Source organism: Variovorax sp. FW305-3-2-15-B-LB1, assembly GCF_058787635.1.
Genome location: NZ_JBYSZY010000038.1, coordinates 43,448 through 59,031, shown reverse-complemented (window position 1 = coordinate 59,031; position 15,584 = coordinate 43,448). Strand labels below are relative to the sequence as shown.

The following is a 15,584-nucleotide window of genomic DNA, read 5'->3' as shown; positions in this document are numbered from 1 at the left end:
GGGTGTCGGGGGCGCGGGGGCCGAGGGAACAGCCGGCAAGCGTTGCTACGATCGCAAGCCCGACCAGCCACTGGAGTCCATTTCTCATGGGTTTGATTCTGCTTGAAGCCCTCGCCGCGGGACTCGTCCTGATCTTGATCATCTGGTGGACCATGTTTTCCGGGCGTAACAAGGGTGAATTGCATGACGACCCCGACGCCGAGCGTGAGGACAAGGATTCGCCGCCCAAAGTGTGAATTGCTCGTGTAGCCACACGGCGCGGCCCACTGTCGGACAAGCACCCTATTGCTACAACTTTAGTAGCAATCATCGCAGCATTCACGGGCGATAGCGAAAGTTTTCTTATTTTCCGTAGGGCTTTGAGCACGTACCATCGCGTACCCGCCGGGGGCTAAGCTGTGGCCCGCTTGATTCAACCTTGAAAGGGATCGCCATGAAAAAGTTCGTTCTTGCAACCACCGCAGCTGCCCTCGTCCTGTCCGGCTGTGCCGGCGGAATGACCGACACCCAGCGCAACACCGGCATCGGTGCCGGCATCGGCGCGCTCGGCGGCGCCGCCATCGGCTCGGCCACCGGCGGCAACCGCGGTGCCATCGGCACGGGTGCGGTGGTCGGTGCGGCGGCCGGCGCACTCGGCGGCTACCTGTGGTCGCAGCGCATGGAAAACCAGAAGCGCCAGATGGAAGCCGCCACGCAGGGCACCGGCGTGGCCGTGACGCAGACGGCCAACAACGAGCTCAAGCTCGCCATTCCGAGCGACGTGTCGTTCGACGTGGGCCGCTCCAACATCAAGTCGAACTTCGCGCCCGTGCTCGACCAGTTCGCCAACGGCCTGCGCAACAACCCGAACGCCGAGGTGCGCATCATCGGCCACACCGACAGCACCGGCTCGGACGCCATCAACAACCCGCTGTCGGTGGACCGCGCCGCCAGCACGCGCGACTACCTGGTGGCACGCGGCGTGAGCGCCGCGGCCTTCCGCATCGAAGGCCGTGGCTCGCATGAGCCGGTGGCCGACAACAACAGCGACGCCGGCCGGGCACAGAACCGCCGCGTCGAGATCTACGTGGGCGAGCGCGCACCGCGCGGCTGATCGCAGCCCCACCGGGAAACCGGCCGCCGCATCGAACGGCCGGTTCCCGCTTCAGTTTTCATTGGTCCAAGCAGAGGGAAAATTCATGAGGAAGTTTGTTGTGTCTAGCGCGGCCCTGGCCGCTGTGTTGTTCATCGCGGGGTGCGCATCGTCGACCCCGCCGGCCGAAGCACCGGCCGCACAGCAGGCCGCACCGGCCAACAGCTGGACCGCCCGACTGGACGCGCTGAAGGCCGAGCTCGAAAGCTCCACCAAGGGCACCGGCGTGGTGATCTCGCAGACCGCCGACAACCAGCTTCACGTCGTGATTCCGAATGAACTCTCGTTCGACACCGGCCGCGCCAACGTCAAGCGCAACCTGGCGCAGGTGCTGGACAAGGTCGCCGAAGGCCTGAAGAGCGCCACCACCGCCAGCCTGCGCGTGGTCGGCCACACCGACAGCACGGGCAGCGAGGAAGGCAACGAGCGCCTCTCGGTCAGCCGCGCCGACAGCGTGCGCAACCACCTGGTGGGCCGCGGCGTGTCGACCACCGTGATCACCACCGACGGCCGCGGCTCGCGCGAGCCGCTGGCGGACAACGGCACGGCCGCCGGCCGCGCGCAGAACCGCCGCGTCGAAATCTTCGTCGCCGAGAAGATCTGAGCGCCGGTGCTGCGCGCACGTCGCGCAGCACCGTCAGGAAATCCCGCATGAGGGCACGGCACCGCCGGCCCTAACATCGCGCGGCCTGCACGCGGCGCGCGCACCGCGCGCCGGGCGGACACGAGAGGAAACTCCGATGAACGCCATCGCGCCGGCCCCATCGAGCGTCGCATCCCGCTTTGCCCCGGACATCATCGCCGCGGGCACCGGTGCGCAACCCCAGTACCTCGTGACCGGCGGCGACCAGCTGTTCGCCGCCCGCTGGCAGCAGGACGCATGCTGGCTGCCCTTTCACGGCGCGGCGCATCACGTGCTGGTGCTGCACGAGAACGGCAGCACGGCGGTGCGCAAGTACGAGCGCGGCAAGCTCGTCGCCTCGCGCTCGCGGCTGGGCACTGTGAGCTTCATCCCCTGCGACGGCACCGAATGGGAAATCGGCGGGCGCTGCGGCGTGGTGCACCTGTACATCGGGCAGGCGCTGATCGCGCGCGTCGCCGCCGAGGAAAACCTCGGGCCGGCGGTGGAGATCGACCCCTTCTTCGCGATCCGCGACCCGTGGCTGCAAGGCTTCTTCCAGATGCTGGTGAGCGAGGTGGAGCTGTACGGCAGCGTGCCCACGAGCCCCGATTCGCTGCTGCTCTCGCAGAGCCAGCACCTGCTGGCCCATCACCTCGTGCGCCGCCACTGCGCACCGGGGCGCGGCGCACAGCCGCGCACGGAGGGCGCGCGCCGGCAGCCGGTCCTGACGCCGCGGCAGCTGCGCCGGGTGACCGAGCACATCGACGCGCACCTGGCCACGCCGCTGGGGCTGGCCGACCTGGCAGCGTTGGTGCACCTGTCGCAGGACCACTTCATCCGCAGCTTCAAGGCGGCCAGCGGCATGGCGCCCTACCAGTACCTGCTGCGCCGCCGCCTGGAAGGCGCCGCCGAACTGCTGCGCACCAGCGACCTGCCCGTGGAAGCCGTGGCCGCGCGCATGGGCTTTGGCAGCGCCGCGTACTTCTCGACGCGCTTTCGTGCGTTCGTCGGCGTGGCGCCAAGCACCTACCGCCGCATGCGCTGAACCGCGCAGCGACTTGCGCAAAAGCGCGCCACTTTCGACATCCCGTGCTTCGTTCGGGCCAACAGGCCATGGCGTGAGAAGCCGCTCCTAGACTGGCTTCGCAGGCCGATCCCGGCCGCATCACCCACGGAGACACCATGACCCTGACCGCCCTGAAAGCCACGCCGCCCGCCAGCGCCGCCCACGCGCGCATCACGCTGCCGTACCCGCATTTCCAGAAGCTCGAGCGCTATCCGTGGAAGCCGTGGGTCATGCCCGGCGTGGCCTACAAGCTGCTGAGCATCAACCGGCGCAGCGGCGGTTTCACCTGCCTGCTGAAGGTCGATCCCGGCACCGAGGCGCCGGTGCACCACCACCTGGGTGCCATCGAGGTGATCGTGCTCGAAGGCGACATCTACTACGAGCGCAACGACATCGGCCGCCCGGGCGACTACATGCACGAGCCCGCCGGCGACATCCACCAGCCGCGCTCCGACGGCGGCTGCGTGCTGTTCTGCGTGTTCGAGGGCGCCATTGCCGGGTTGGGCGAGGACGGCAACGTCGTCGGCATCGTCGACGGCCGCAGCATGCTGGAGATGGCCACGCGCGACGGCGCGGCGCAGCACGTGCACAGCTGAGGCCCGGCCCGCGGTGCGGGCTAGAGGTCGCGCAGGCGGTTGGCCAGCTCCACCGCCGACTTCACTTCCATCTTCTCGAACACGCGCGCCCGGTGGACCTCCACCGTGCGCACGCTGATCGCGAGCTGGTCGGCGATGAGCTTGTTCGGCAGGCCCTCGACCACGAGGCGCATCACGTCGCGCTCGCGGTCGGTCAGCTCGGCGATGCGGTCGGCCAGGCCGCGGCGCACGCGCTGCACCTCGAGCGCGCGCTGCGACATGCCCAGCGCCTGCTCGATGCGGTCGACCAGCGCGTTGTCCGAGAACGGCTTCTCGCAGAAGTCGAAAGCCCCGCGCTTGACCGCCTCGACGGCGGTGGGCACGTCGGCATGGCCGGTCAGGAAGATCACCGGCATCTCGGCCAGCAGGCCGCGTTCGGCCAGCCGGTCGAACAGCACCAGCCCGCTCATGCCGGGCATGCGCACGTCCAGCAGCAGGCAGCGCGGCTGGTCGGGCAGCGGCGCCTCGTCCAGGTACTGCTCGAAGGCCTCGGCGCTGCCGAAGTGCTCGCTGGCCAGGCGGCGCGAACGCAGCAGCCAGGCCAGCGCCTCGCGCACGCTGGCGTCGTCGTCCACGATAAAGATCAAGCCATCGATCAGCGGTTGCATGCCATGAGGTCCAGCGGAACAGAGAAAACGAAGAAGAAGAAAAAGGCGGCTATCCCGCAGCCGGGAGCGTAAACCTGAAGACGGTGCCCCGGGGGCGGTTGGGCTCGAACATCAGCGCGCCGCCATGCTGCTCCACCACGGTGCGGCACAGGCTCAGGCCCAGGCCCATGCCGTCGGGGCGCGTGGTGAAGAAGGGCGTGAACAGGCGCGCCGCCACTTCCTCGCTGATGCCGCAGCCCAGGTCGGCCACGGAGAACTCGAGCCAGCGTCGGCCGTCGGCCGGCACGGTGGCGCCCACCGGCAGGGCGCGCGCCACGCGCAGGCGCAGCACGCGGCTGCCGGGCGCGTGGTCGGCGCCGTCCATGGCCTGCATGGCATTGCGCGCCAGGTTCAGCAGCACCTGCTCGACCAGCGTGCGGTCGCACACCACGGCGGGCAGGCGCTCTTCGCACACGATCTCGATCGTCACGTCGAGCTTGCGCGCCTGCAGCCGCACCAGCGGCAGCACGGCGTCGATCAGCGCCTGCGGCGCCACGGCCTCGCGCATGCGGTCGCGCCGGCGCACGAAGTCGTGCACGCTGCGGATCACCTGGCCCGCGCGGTCGGCCTGCTCGGCGATGCGCTTCACGGCCATGGCCACCTCGGCCTGCTCGCCGCGCGCCTCGGGCCCGATCAGGTTGAGCGAGCCGGTGGCGTAGCTGGCGATGGCGGCCAGCGGCTGGGTGAGCTCGTGGCTCAGCAGCGAGGCCATCTCGCCCACGGTGGCCAGGCGTGCGCTGGCCTGCAGGCGCTCCTGGCTGGCGCGCGAGAGTTCCTCGACACGGCGCTGCTCGCTCACGTCGATGAAGGCGCTCATCCAGCCGGTCTGCACCTTGTGCGCGTTGATCAGCGGCGCCTCGAAGATGAGCACCGGAAAGCGCGTGCCGTCCTTGCGCATGAAGACCGACTCGAAGCCCTCGCGCGGCGGCAGGCCGCCGGCGAAGCGGCGCGTCTGGCGCAGGTGGTACTCGTGCGCCAGCTCGGTCGGCCAGTAGGGCGCCTCGACGCTGTCGGCCATGAGCTCTTCGGGCGTGAAGCCGACCATCTCGCAGAAGGCCGGGTTGACGTAGGTGATGCGCCCCTGCAGGTCGCGCGCGCGCAGGCCGGTAATGACCGAGTCTTCCATCGCCTTGCGAAAGGCCAGCGCGTCGGCCAGGTCACGCTCGGCGCGCAGGCGGCGGCGGGTGTCGCGCGCCAGCAGCACGAGCACCGACACGAGCGCGATCGAGATCGCCGTGACCAGCGCCGTGAGCATGTTCGGGAACAGGTCGGGCGCGGCGCGCCAGCCGTCCACGCGCAGCATGAGCGAGGCGCCCGGCAGGTCGATGCGCTGCTGCGAGGTGAACACGCGCGTGCCGATGCGCCGCGAGGTGCCCAGCGCCACCAGCCGCGTGCCGTCGGCCTCGGTGAAGGCGACCTCCTGGCCGCGCGTGAGCGTGGGGCCGACCAGCTCGACCAGCGTGTCGCGCAGCGAATAGCTGGCCACCAGGTAGTCGCCGGCGTCCATCGGCAGGCACAGCTCCATCACCTCGACGCCGCCGCCGCCGGCCACGGGCACGTAGTGGCTGGGCGAGTAGGCGGGCGCGCCGGCCTTGCGCGCGGTGGCGCAGGCCTGCGCCACGTCGGCCTGCGCGGGACCGCGGTTGCTTTCTTCGAGGATGCGCGTGCGGTAGGGCGTGTTCACAGCCTCGATGGGTTGCAGCTGCGCATCGCGCCATTCGAGCCGCAGCCATTCGCGGTGCTCGCGCAATTGCGCCGCCGCGCGGTCGGCCCAGTGCGTGCGCTCCATGCCCGGCGCGAGCGTGGCGCGCAGGCTCTGGGCATTGCGCTGCAGGCCGCTGCGCAGGTCGACGACGGCGTCGGCGGTGTCGCGCTCGAGCGCGGCCTGCACCTGCTCGACCTCGTGCCGGCCGGCCAGCCACACGACGGTGACCAGCAGCGCCGACACCAGCACCGCCAGCAGCAGCCACAGAAACCAGCGCTTCCACAGCGAGCGCAGGCGCGCGAAGGCGACGCCCCATCCCCGGCGCTGCGGCTGCTGTTGCGGCGGCGGCGGTGCAGGAACGTCGAGCGCCTCGTCGGCCATCGTCAGGCGAGCACGCGGTGCGACAGCGCGGGCAGCTGGGCGCGCGTGCGCTCGACCTGCCGGGCGTCGAGGTCGAACAGCACCACGCCCTCTTCGGCGGCCTGCTGCGCCACCACCGTGCCCCAGGGGTCGATGACCAGCGACTGGCCCCAGGTCTGGCGGCCGTTCTCGTGCGTGCCGCCCTGCGCGGGCGCGACCACCCAGGCCAGGTTCTCGATGGCGCGCGCGCGCAGCAGCACCTCCCAGTGCGCGGCGCCGGTCGTGCGCGTGAAGGCGCTGGGCACCAGCAGCAGGTCGGCGCCCTGCCCTGCCAGCGCGCGGTACAGCTCGGGAAAGCGCAGGTCGTAGCACACGCTCATGCCCACGCGCCAGGCGTGGCCGTCGCGCGAGGGCAGCTCGAACACCACGGGCTCGGCACCCGGCGCGATCACGCGCCGCTCGTCGTAGCGCTCGGTGCCGTTGTCGAAGAAGAACAGGTGGATCTTGTCGTAGCGCGCCACGCACTTGCCTTCGGGCGAGAAGGCCAGCGAGCTGTTGAAGACGTGGTCGGCGTCGTCGCTCTCGATGGGCAGCGTGCCGCCCACGATCCACAGGCCGAACTCGCGCGCCGCGTCGGCCAGGAAGCCCTGCACCGTGCCGGCGCCGGCGGTTTCGCGCAGGCCGAGCTTGTCGGTGTCGCGCGCGCCCATCATGCAGAAATACTCGGGCAGCACCGCGAGCTCGGCGCCGTCGCGCGCCGCCTGCCCGAGCAGCGCGTGGGCGCGCACGAGGTTGGCTTCGCGGGCGATGGCGGACACCATCTGGATGGCTGCGACTTTCATTGCGTGGTCTCCGTTTTCTTGCCTTCGCTGGCGCCCGTGGATGTCGATCCACCCGGCAGGCCGGGCAGCAGCTGCAGCGAGCGCGGCACCTTGGCGATCTTGGGGTCGGCCCAGGTGCCTTCGACGTGGAACTCCTGCGTGGCGGCCGCGGCGAGCGGCTTGCTCAGCACCCACTGCGCGAGGAAGGTGCCCAGGCCGATGGCCGGATTGATGGCGGTGGCCACCAGCGCGGCCGTGCCGGCGTTGATCTCGGGCACCACCACCACGCGCAGGTTCTGCGTCTCGCGCACGATGTCGGCCGAGCCGTCCATGAGCGCGGCGGCGTTCACGCCCTTCATCTGCAGGTTGTTGGTGCTGGCGATGCCCTTGTTGATCTTGGCGTCGCCGCGGATGAAGTCGAAGGCGAAGCCCTGGCTGAACACGTCGCGGAAATCGAGCGTGAGCCGGCGCGGCAGCGCCTGCAGGCTCAGCACGCCCAGCAGCTTGGCCAGGCCCGGGTCGGCCTTGAGGAACTGGCCCTGCTCCACGTCGACCTGCAGCTGGCCGCCCAGGCTGGGGTAGTCGAGCGAGAACGGCGAGCCGCGCCAGTTGACCTCGCCCTCGAGCCGCCCCTTGCCGCGGCGCAGCACGCCGGGCATGCCGAAGCGCGTGAGCAGGTCGCCGGCGTCGGCGATGTCGAGCTTGAAGTTCATGGCCGTGGTGCGGCGCTGGCCGGCGCTTGCGCCGCCGCCCGCCGGCGCGGCCCAGGTGCCCTTGGCGGTGAAGGTGGCCTCGGGCACGCTGAAGGCGAGCTTGTTGAGCAGCCATTCACGCCCGCCGCGGTTGACGGCGTCGATCTCGGCGCGGCCCAGGCGCTTGCCGAGCAGCTCGAAGTCGTCGACCACGATGTCCAGCGCCGGCAGGGTGCCGGGTTGCTCGTCGAGCAGGGTCTCGACCTGCGTGGCCTCGGCCGGCGCGATCTTCAGGCGCGCGAGCCGCGCATAGAGCCGGCCGGCCTGGCTGTGGCTGTACTCGGCGTAGCCGCTCAGCTCGGAGGCGTCGACGTTGGCGCGCCACAGCGCGCCTTCGCGCGTGCCGCCGAGCACCACGTTGTGCAGGGTGCGCCCCGCGATGCCCAGCTGCTGCGCGCGCACCGCGATGCGCGTGGGCAGGTAGGCCAGGTCGGGATCGTCGGCGCGCTCGCCGCCGCCGACCACCGCGGCGGTGCCCACCAGCGTCTGCCAGGCGCCCATGTCGAGCTTGGCGACGTTGACGTTGGCGAACACGCCGCGGTCGGGCGGCAGCGCCGTCTCGCCCGGCGCCAGCCCGATGCCGATGCCGCCGCGCAGCACGTGCGCCTGGCCGTTGGCCGACAGCTCGCGCACGTACTGCACCGAGCCGACGCGGCCGAGTTCGAGCGTCAGCTGGTCCTGCGTGGCGCGGCGGGCGTCGCGCGCCAGCACCTTCTTCTCGATGCGCAGCGGCATCAGCTCTTCGGCCGTCTTGACCAGCGGCGTGGGCAGCTGCAGCGCCAGCCCCTGCAGGCTGCTGGTGAGCGAGAACTCGGGCGTGTCGTCGCGCATCGAGAAGGTGGCGGCGTAGGGCGTGCTGCCAGTGGCGTGCTTGGCCAGACGCGCGAGCCAGTCGACCTCGCGCGCGCCGCGCAGGCCTTCGGCGCTGGCCGTGCCCTGCGCCTTCAGCGCCAGTTCGCGCTGCGGCCCGCTGAAGCGGCCCTTGCCTTCGACGCGCACCTCGCCGCCCAGCAGGCGGGCCTGCACGCCGGCCAGCGAGAAGCCGGTGTCGGTGAAGTTGAGCGTGCCGCGCGCCTGCGTGAACGGCGGCGCCTCGGGCACCACCTGCAGCTCGTTGTCGGCCAGCGTCACGGTGGCCTGCACCTTGGTGTTGTCGACGTTTTCCAGTGGCAAGTCGAGGCGCAGCTTGTAGTCGGCCGAGCCGGTGGCACGCGCGCGCTGCAGGAAGGGCCCGGCCTCGCCGGCCAGCGGCGCACCGGCGCGCAGCACCTCGCCCAGCGGGCCCTTGGCCTGCGCATCGACGCGCAGCAGCGCGGCGTGGTGCGACATGTCGGCAATCTGCGCCTCGGCCTTCGTGACCTCGACGCCGGGCGCGCCGGCAATGCGCCCGCGCGCATTGCGCACCAGCATGCCTGCGCGCTCGAACACCAGCTCGCCCGACACGCCCGTGAGCGCCGGCCACACGGGCGGCGGCGCGGCGGGCGGGCCGGTGCGCGACGCCGGGGTCGCGGGCGCGGCGGTGGCGGCCGCGAGCGAGGGCGGCACGTAGGCGTAGTGCACGTCCGACACCTTGGCCGCGATGCGGAACTCGCCCTGCTTCGGGTCCATGAAGGGCATGTCGTGCAGGTCGCCGCGCACGCGGAAATCGACCGTGCTGGCGGTGCCCTTGACGACCGACTCGCGCACGTAGTCGCGCGTGTGCTGCGGAATGTCGAGCGGCAGGTAGCGGAACACGCGGGTGCCGTCGGCGCGCGTGAGCTTGCCCTGCAGGTCGAGCACGCCGGGGTGCTGCGCGCGGCTGCTCGAGGTGGCCGGGTCGCTGGTGCGCCAGTGGGCTTCGGCCTCGCCCTCGGCGTCGGCGTTGGCAAAGCGCAGCTTCGACACCTGCACCTGCATGGCGCCGTTGTCGAGCTTCCACTGCAGCTGGGTCGAGAGCCGGTCGATGGGAATGACCGGGTCTTCGAACACGCCGGGGAACTCGAGCGTGCCCTTGGCCATGGCCAGCGTGGCGGTGCCGCCGGTGTGGCTGGCGTCGAAGTCGAGCGTGGCGCCGCTGAGGCCTGGGGTGCCGGGATGCACGCGCGGCGGCGCGGCGGGGGCGCCGGCCGGTGCCGGGGTGGTCGGGGCGGTGACTGCAGGCGCCGGCTGCGAGGCCACGCGCAGGCCGCTGACCCGGCCCTTGGCCTGGTAGCGCGCGATCGCGTCGGGCGCGCCCTGCCAGTTCATGTCGATGCGCTCGACCAGCCCGCGCGGCGCATAGGCGCCGAGCACGCGGTGCGTGGCCTCGCCCAGCGGCAGGCGGTCGGCGATGAGCGCCAGAGCCGCGAGGTCGAGCCGGTCGGCCTTCAGCGCGCCGTGCTCGGGCGTGCGGCCCTTGGCCGGCGTGTGCTGTAGCCACAGGTTGCCGCCCGGCCAGCGCAGGCCGTCGACGGTGTCGAACTGCAAGGCGGTGGTCGAGAACTCGAAGGTGTCCGCGTTCATCTGTCCCGCCAGCCGGCCGGTGACGGCGCGCAGCACCAGCGGCTGCAGCCCCTTGCCGAGCGAGGCGTCGATGCGGTTCAGCCCCAGGTCGGCGGCGCCGCCGACGATGCGCCCGTCGTCCACGTCGGCCCACAGGCGCAGCGCGCCGTTGCCTTCGCGGATGCGCGCGTCGAGCGAGACGTACTGGCCCAGGCGCGTGACGTCGATGTAGGGCAGGTCGGCGTAGAGCTGGCCGTCCCAGGTCTGCCAGTGGCCGCTGCGGATCGACAGCAGCGGCTGGCGGAACTGGCCGCGCAGCGTGAAGCGTTCGCCCCAGCCGGCCGGCGGCGTGGCGTCCAGCCGCAGGCCGTGGCGGCGCGCGCCGTTGCGGGACACGAAGCGCACGTCGGTCAGCAGCAGGGGTTCGGCGCGGCGCTGCTCGTCGGTCCAGCGCACGGTGCCGCCTTCGATGACGAACTCGCGCTGCGCGAAAAACCAGTCGGCGGCGCGGGTTTCTCCGGTCGTGTCGGTCTCCATGTGCAATCCAGCCACATGGAGTTTTCCCTGAGTGTCGCGGCGCACGTCGAGCTGCGGGCCCTCGATGTAGAGCTGCTCGAAATTCAGGCGCCACAGCGAGCGCGGCGACACGCTCGCCACCACCCGCACGAGGCGAAGGGCCTCGCGCTGGTCTGCGTCCTGCAGCACCACGTCGCGCAATTCGAAGGCCGGAAATAGCCCTTCGGAACGGGCGGTGATGGCGCCGATGCGCACCGGGACACCGATGGCCTTGCTAGCCTGCGCCTCGAGTGCACCGCGAAAATCGCCGATTCGCGGCACAATCCACGCGTGCAGGACCACGACTGACAGTGCCAGCAGAAGCCACGCAGCGAAGAGCAGACCCAATAGCCAGCGCGCTGTCACAGCGGTGATTTGGAGCAGACGTGAAGGGGAAGACGCCGTGTCGTTCATTGAGGATCGCGCTGTGTCGGGAATTATGACCGCCAGCCTTGAGCCGGGTTCCGCGCCAACCCACACCAGTGTGAATCAGTTGCCATCCAATCCGACGCCTCCCGCGTTTTCTTCCAGTTCCCGATTCGTCCAGCGGCTGCGCCGCCGCTATGCGGCCGAGCTCGAATTGCTGCCGCCCGGCGAGCCCCGGCGCGAATCGATGACCGTCGCCTATGACGCCCTGCGCGCACGCGGCGTGGCCGTGGGCGATGCGTTGCGCATCGTGCGCCAGCTCACGATGGAACGTCTGGTCACACTCGACTGCGACCAGCAGGCCCCGCTCGCGGTGGTGACCACCGCCGTGACCGAGCTGGCCGAACTGGCCCTGGACATCGCCTGCCAGGACGCCTGCCATGAACTCGACGCCCAGCACGGCGCGCCGCTCGGCCCCGAAGGCCAGCGCTCGCAGCTGTGGGTGATCGGCATGGGCAAGCTCGGCGCGCGCGAGCTCAACGTGTCCAGCGACATCGACCTCATCTACCTGTACGACGTCGACGGCGACACGGCCGGCGATGCCGACGGGCGCGGCAAGCTGTCCAACCAGGAGTACTTCGCGCGGGCCGTGAAGCGCATCTATGCGCTGGTGGGCGACGTGACCGAGCACGGCTTCGTGTTCCGCGTCGACCTGGCGCTGCGGCCCAACGGCAACTCGGGGCCGAGCGTGGTCTCGCTCGACGCGCTCGAAGAGTATTTCCAGGTGCAGGGCCGCGAATGGGAGCGCTTTGCCTGGATGAAGAGCCGCGTGGTCGCGCCGCGCGCCGTGGTGCTCGGCGGCCAGGCCCAGGCGCTGCGCAACGTGGTGCTGCCCTTCGTGTTCCGCCGCTACCTCGACTACAGCGTGTTCGACTCGCTGCGCATCCTGCACCGCCAGATCCGCGAGCAGTCGGCGCGCCGCAGCGCCGGACGCCCCGAGCGCGCCAACGACGTGAAGCTCTCGCGCGGCGGCATCCGCGAAATCGAATTCACCGTGCAGCTGCTGCAGGTGGTGCGCGGCGGCCAGTTCCCCGAGCTGCGCACGCGCCCCACGCTCGACGCGCTGCAGCGGCTGGCGCGCGCCAACCTCATGCCGCAGGACACGGCCGACACGCTGGCCGCGGCCTACGAGTTCCTGCGCCGCGTGGAGCACCGCATCCAGTACCTGGACGACCAGCAGACGCACGTGCTGCCGGTCAACGACGACGACCTGCGCTGGATCGCGCAGTCGATGGGCTACGCCGACTGCTGCCCCTTCCTCGAACAGCTCGACACCCACCGCGAGTTCGTGGCCCAGGAGTTCGACAAGCTGCTGGGCGGCGAGAAGCCCTGCAATGGCAAGTGCAACGGCAAGAAGGCCGCCGCGCCCGCCGACCTGGCCGACCTGCTCGACGACCTGCCGCCCGTGTTCGCCGAGCGCATCCGCGACTGGTGCGAGACGCCGCGCGTGCTTGCCCTGCGCGAGGAAACCCGGGGCCGCCTGCGCCAACTGGTGCAACGCACCGGCCAGTGGCTGAAGGAGCCCGACGGCGAGGGCGCGGGACAGACGCCGCGCCACGTCGATGCCGCCATGCGCTGGGCCGACTGGATCGAGCCGCTGATGCGCCGCGAGAGCTACCTGGCGCTGCTGGTCGAACGCCCCGCCGTGCAGGAACGCCTGCTGCGCCTGCTGGGCGCCGCGAAATGGCCGGCGCGCTACCTCATGCAGCACCCGGGCGTGATCGACGAGCTCGCGAGCGACGAGATGCTTTCGGGCCGCTTCATCGCCGAGGAATTCGAGCGCGAGCTCGAAGCGCGCCACACCTCGCTCACCCGCACCGGCGAGGCCGACGAAGAGCGTTTGCTGAACCTGCTGCGCCACGCCCACCACGCCGAGGTGTTCCGCACGCTGGCGCGCGACGTGGACGGCCGCATCACCGTCGAACAGGTGGCCGACGACCTCAGTGCGCTGGCCGACACCACGCTGCGCGTGACCGCGCGCTGGTGCTGGCCGCACGTGCGCAACCGGCACCGCGAGGTGCCGCAGTTCGCGATCATCGGCTACGGCAAGCTGGGCGGCAAAGAACTGGGCTACGGCAGCGACCTGGACATCGTGTTCGTCTACGACGATGACGACGAGCGCGCCGGCGAGGTCTATGCGGCCTACGTGCGCAAGCTCATCAACTGGCTCACGGTGAAGACGCGCGAGGGCGACCTGTTCGAGATCGACACCGCACTGCGGCCCAACGGCAACTCGGGCCTGCTCACCACCAGCTTCGAGGCCTACGAAAAGTACCAGCTCGGTCGCGGCAGCAACACCGCCTGGACCTGGGAACACCAGGCCATGACGCGCGCGCGCTTCGTGCTGGGCAGCGCCGACCACGGCGCCGAGCTGGGCGCGCGCTTCGACCAGGTGCGCGAAGCCGTGCTGGTGGCGCCGCGCGACCGCGAGGCGCTGAAGGCCGAGATCATCGGCATGCGCAACAAGCTGCGCGGCGCCCGCCCCGTGAAGGCCGACCGCTTCGACGTGAAGCACAGCCCCGGCGGCATGGTCGATGCCGAGTTCGCGGTGCAGTTCCTGGTGCTGTCGGCCTCGGGCGCACACCCCGAGCTGATTCCCAACCTGGGCAACATCGCGCTGCTGCTGCGTGCCGAGCAAGCCGGCCTGCTGCCCGACGGCGTGGGACGCAACGCCGCCAAGGCTTACCGCGAGCTGCGCCGCGTGCAGCACACCGCGCGCCTGAACGAAGAGCCCACGCAGGTCACACCGCCTGCCCTGAGCGCCGAGCGCGACGCCATGCTGGCGCTGTGGAAGGCGGTCTTTGGCTGACGGCGTCCTCGCTTCCCGCGCGCTGACGGCCTGCGCCCTGGCCGCCGCGCTCGTGCTGGCCGGCTGTGCCAGCGGACCGCGCAGCAGTGGCGGCGGCGTCGCCAGTGGCCGCGACGGCCCCGGCAGCAACATCCCGTCCGACCTCGACCGCGTGCCCGACGCCGAACCCCGCATCGAGGCGATCCGCAGCAGCGGCGGCACCAGCAAGCCGTACACGGTGCTGGGCCGGGGCTACGTGCCGATCACCGACGACCGGCCGTTCCGCGAATCGGGCATCGCCTCGTGGTACGGCCGCAAGTTCCATGCGGCCTCGACCGCCAGCGGCGAGCCCTACGACATGTACGCCATGACGGCCGCGCACAAGACGCTGCCGCTGCCGAGCTACGTGCGGGTGCGCAACCCGGCCAACGGGCGCGAGGTGATCGTGCGCGTGAACGACCGCGGCCCCTTCGTGGACGGCCGCGTGATCGACCTGAGCTACACGGCGGCGCTGAAGCTCGACCTGCTGCGCGGCGTGGCGCCGGTGGAGATCGAGCGCATCACCAACGAAGACATCCGCACCGGCGCCTGGCGCCGCGACGCGGGCACGGCCTATGCCGCGGCACCTGCGCCGACACCGGCCCCCGCGCCCGTCCGGGTGGCGGCGGCGCCGGTGGCCGTGCCGTCGGCCTGGATGGCGCCGGTCGCGATGACGGCCGCGGCAGCACCCGCCGCGACGATGCCCGTGGCACCGCAGACGCCGGTGATGGCCGCCGCGGCACCGTCGGAACCCGAGGCCCCGGCCGGGCCGCGCGAGGCGATGGTGGTGACCGACCTTGCGCCGCTGACCCCGCTCGCCGCACCTGCCACGTCATCGACGCCCTCTTCCGCTGCCACCGGTTTCTGGGTGCAGCTCGGCGCGTTCCGCGAACGCGACGGCGCCGAGACCCTGAGAAGCCAGGCCGCGCGCGGCCTGCCCACGCTGGCACCGCAGCTGCGCGTGTTCAGCGAAGCCGGCACGCACCGCCTGCAGGCCGGGCCGTTCCCGTCGCGCAATGCGGCGGGCGAAGCCGTCACGCAGCTGCGCGACAGCCTGCGCATCGCGCCGATGGTGGTCGAGCGGCGCTGAGGTTCAGGGCATCGCCTTGGCCACGACCTGCGAACGCAGGCCCACGCCGAGGCGGTTCCACGCATTGATCTGCGCCACGGCGAGCGAGAGTTCGACGATTTCCTGGTCGCTGAACATGGCCTTCAGGGCTTCGAACTCGGCATCGCGATCGGCGTGGTGGTCGGCCAGGCGCGTGAGCGTTTCGGCCCAGTCGAGTGCCGCACGCTCACGTTCGTTGAAGAGGCTCACTTCGCGCCAGGTGGCCAGGCTGTTGATGCGCTGCCAGTCTTCGCCCTGCACGCGCAGGTCGCGCACGTGCATGTCCAGGCAGTAGGCGCAGCCGTTGATCTGCGAGACGCGGGCAAAGACGAGGTCGATCAGCACCTTGCCGAGCGTGCTCGACTCGAAGCTGCCGTTGACGGCGATCATGGCCTGGAAGGACTTGGGGGCGAACTTGGTCCAGGCGAGACGGAGGGCGGGGGCTTGGCTCATGGGATGTACTCCAGG

Annotated in this window: 12 protein-coding genes; 7 read left to right on the top strand and 5 right to left on the bottom strand. The window is 71.1% G+C overall.

Annotation, left to right across the window (positions count from 1 at the left end; all coding sequences use genetic code 11):
* The 5 genes from AC3WQR_RS21665 to AC3WQR_RS21645 form a co-directional block, all read left to right on the top strand.
* Positions 1-236: hypothetical protein (locus AC3WQR_RS21665; protein ID WP_492743533.1), on the top strand; the 236-nt coding region annotated here is incomplete at its 5' end.
* Between the two features lie 197 nt (positions 237-433).
* Entirely contained in the window at positions 434-1,093 is a 660-nt protein-coding gene (locus AC3WQR_RS21660; protein ID WP_056575284.1) for a YiaD family glycine zipper/OmpA-like lipoprotein, read from the top strand.
* 85 nt (positions 1,094-1,178) lie between these two features.
* The gene (locus tag AC3WQR_RS21655; protein WP_062480792.1) at positions 1,179-1,736 is read left to right on the top strand and encodes an OmpA family protein; all 558 of its coding nucleotides are present in this window, start codon (positions 1,179-1,181) and stop codon (positions 1,734-1,736) included.
* 136 nt (positions 1,737-1,872) lie between these two features.
* Positions 1,873-2,799 carry a helix-turn-helix domain-containing protein gene (locus tag AC3WQR_RS21650; RefSeq protein WP_492743527.1) on the top strand — a complete coding sequence of 309 codons (927 nt, stop codon included), beginning with the start codon at positions 1,873-1,875 and terminating at the stop codon, positions 2,797-2,799.
* Between the two features lie 137 nt (positions 2,800-2,936).
* Positions 2,937-3,416: a 2,4'-dihydroxyacetophenone dioxygenase family protein gene (locus AC3WQR_RS21645; RefSeq protein ID WP_062480797.1), complete on the top strand. Its 480-nt coding sequence runs from the start codon at positions 2,937-2,939 to the stop codon at positions 3,414-3,416.
* Between the two features lie 20 nt (positions 3,417-3,436).
* On the opposite strand, the gene AC3WQR_RS21640 is transcribed toward AC3WQR_RS21645, so the two are convergent.
* Genes AC3WQR_RS21640 through AC3WQR_RS21625 form a run of 4 tightly spaced genes read right to left on the bottom strand, consistent with a single transcriptional unit; the run spans position 3,437 to position 11,169 of the window.
* Complete coding sequence (locus tag AC3WQR_RS21640; RefSeq protein WP_062480799.1) at positions 3,437-4,063, bottom strand: response regulator transcription factor; 627 nt, start codon at positions 4,061-4,063, stop codon at positions 3,437-3,439.
* Positions 4,064-4,112: 49 nt separating this feature from the next.
* Positions 4,113-6,188 (bottom strand): sensor histidine kinase, encoded by a 2,076-nt coding sequence (locus tag AC3WQR_RS21635; RefSeq protein WP_159279178.1) that lies wholly within the window; start codon positions 6,186-6,188, stop codon positions 4,113-4,115.
* A 2-nt stretch (positions 6,189-6,190) separates the two neighbouring features.
* On the bottom strand, positions 6,191-7,009 hold the full coding sequence (locus tag AC3WQR_RS21630) for a carbon-nitrogen hydrolase family protein (RefSeq protein ID WP_070063267.1): 819 nt from the start codon (positions 7,007-7,009) through the stop codon (positions 6,191-6,193).
* The gene (locus AC3WQR_RS21625) at positions 7,006-11,169 is read right to left on the bottom strand and encodes a YhdP family protein (RefSeq protein ID WP_492743524.1); all 4,164 of its coding nucleotides are present in this window, start codon (positions 11,167-11,169) and stop codon (positions 7,006-7,008) included. The genes AC3WQR_RS21630 and AC3WQR_RS21625 overlap by 4 nt, the downstream gene beginning before the upstream one ends.
* Positions 11,170-11,194: 25 nt before the next feature.
* Here AC3WQR_RS21625 and glnE point away from each other — a divergent pair, with 25 nt between their 5' ends.
* A complete protein-coding gene (gene glnE / locus AC3WQR_RS21620; protein WP_492743522.1) occupies positions 11,195-13,990 on the top strand; it encodes a bifunctional [glutamate--ammonia ligase]-adenylyl-L-tyrosine phosphorylase/[glutamate--ammonia-ligase] adenylyltransferase in 2,796 nt (931 codons plus the stop codon).
* Positions 13,983-15,098, top strand: coding sequence for a septal ring lytic transglycosylase RlpA family protein (locus AC3WQR_RS21615; RefSeq protein WP_492743520.1), 1,116 nt, complete (start codon positions 13,983-13,985; stop codon positions 15,096-15,098). Before glnE ends, AC3WQR_RS21615 begins: the two co-directional genes overlap by 8 nt.
* A 3-nt stretch (positions 15,099-15,101) precedes the next feature.
* On the opposite strand, the gene AC3WQR_RS21610 is transcribed toward AC3WQR_RS21615, so the two are convergent.
* Positions 15,102-15,569: a carboxymuconolactone decarboxylase family protein gene (locus tag AC3WQR_RS21610; RefSeq protein WP_492743518.1), complete on the bottom strand. Its 468-nt coding sequence runs from the start codon at positions 15,567-15,569 to the stop codon at positions 15,102-15,104.
* Positions 15,570-15,584 lie beyond the last annotated feature (15 nt).

Excerpts from the sequence above, each read along its gene's own strand:
- AC3WQR_RS21660 (WP_056575284.1), top strand. The coding sequence starts at position 434 with ATGAAAAAGTTCGTTCTTGCAACCACCGCAGCTGCCCTCGTCCTGTCC.
- AC3WQR_RS21655 (WP_062480792.1), top strand. The coding sequence starts at position 1,179 with ATGAGGAAGTTTGTTGTGTCTAGCGCGGCCCTGGCCGCTGTGTTGTTC.
- AC3WQR_RS21650 (WP_492743527.1), top strand. The coding sequence starts at position 1,873 with ATGAACGCCATCGCGCCGGCCCCATCGAGCGTCGCATCCCGCTTTGCC.
- AC3WQR_RS21645 (WP_062480797.1), top strand. The coding sequence starts at position 2,937 with ATGACCCTGACCGCCCTGAAAGCCACGCCGCCCGCCAGCGCCGCCCAC.
- AC3WQR_RS21640 (WP_062480799.1), bottom strand. The coding sequence starts at position 4,063 with ATGCAACCGCTGATCGATGGCTTGATCTTTATCGTGGACGACGACGCC.
- AC3WQR_RS21635 (WP_159279178.1), bottom strand. The coding sequence starts at position 6,188 with ATGGCCGACGAGGCGCTCGACGTTCCTGCACCGCCGCCGCCGCAACAG.
- AC3WQR_RS21630 (WP_070063267.1), bottom strand. The coding sequence starts at position 7,009 with ATGAAAGTCGCAGCCATCCAGATGGTGTCCGCCATCGCCCGCGAAGCC.
- AC3WQR_RS21625 (WP_492743524.1), bottom strand. The coding sequence starts at position 11,169 with ATGAACGACACGGCGTCTTCCCCTTCACGTCTGCTCCAAATCACCGCT.
- glnE (WP_492743522.1), top strand. The coding sequence starts at position 11,195 with ATGACCGCCAGCCTTGAGCCGGGTTCCGCGCCAACCCACACCAGTGTG.
- AC3WQR_RS21610 (WP_492743518.1), bottom strand. The coding sequence starts at position 15,569 with ATGAGCCAAGCCCCCGCCCTCCGTCTCGCCTGGACCAAGTTCGCCCCC.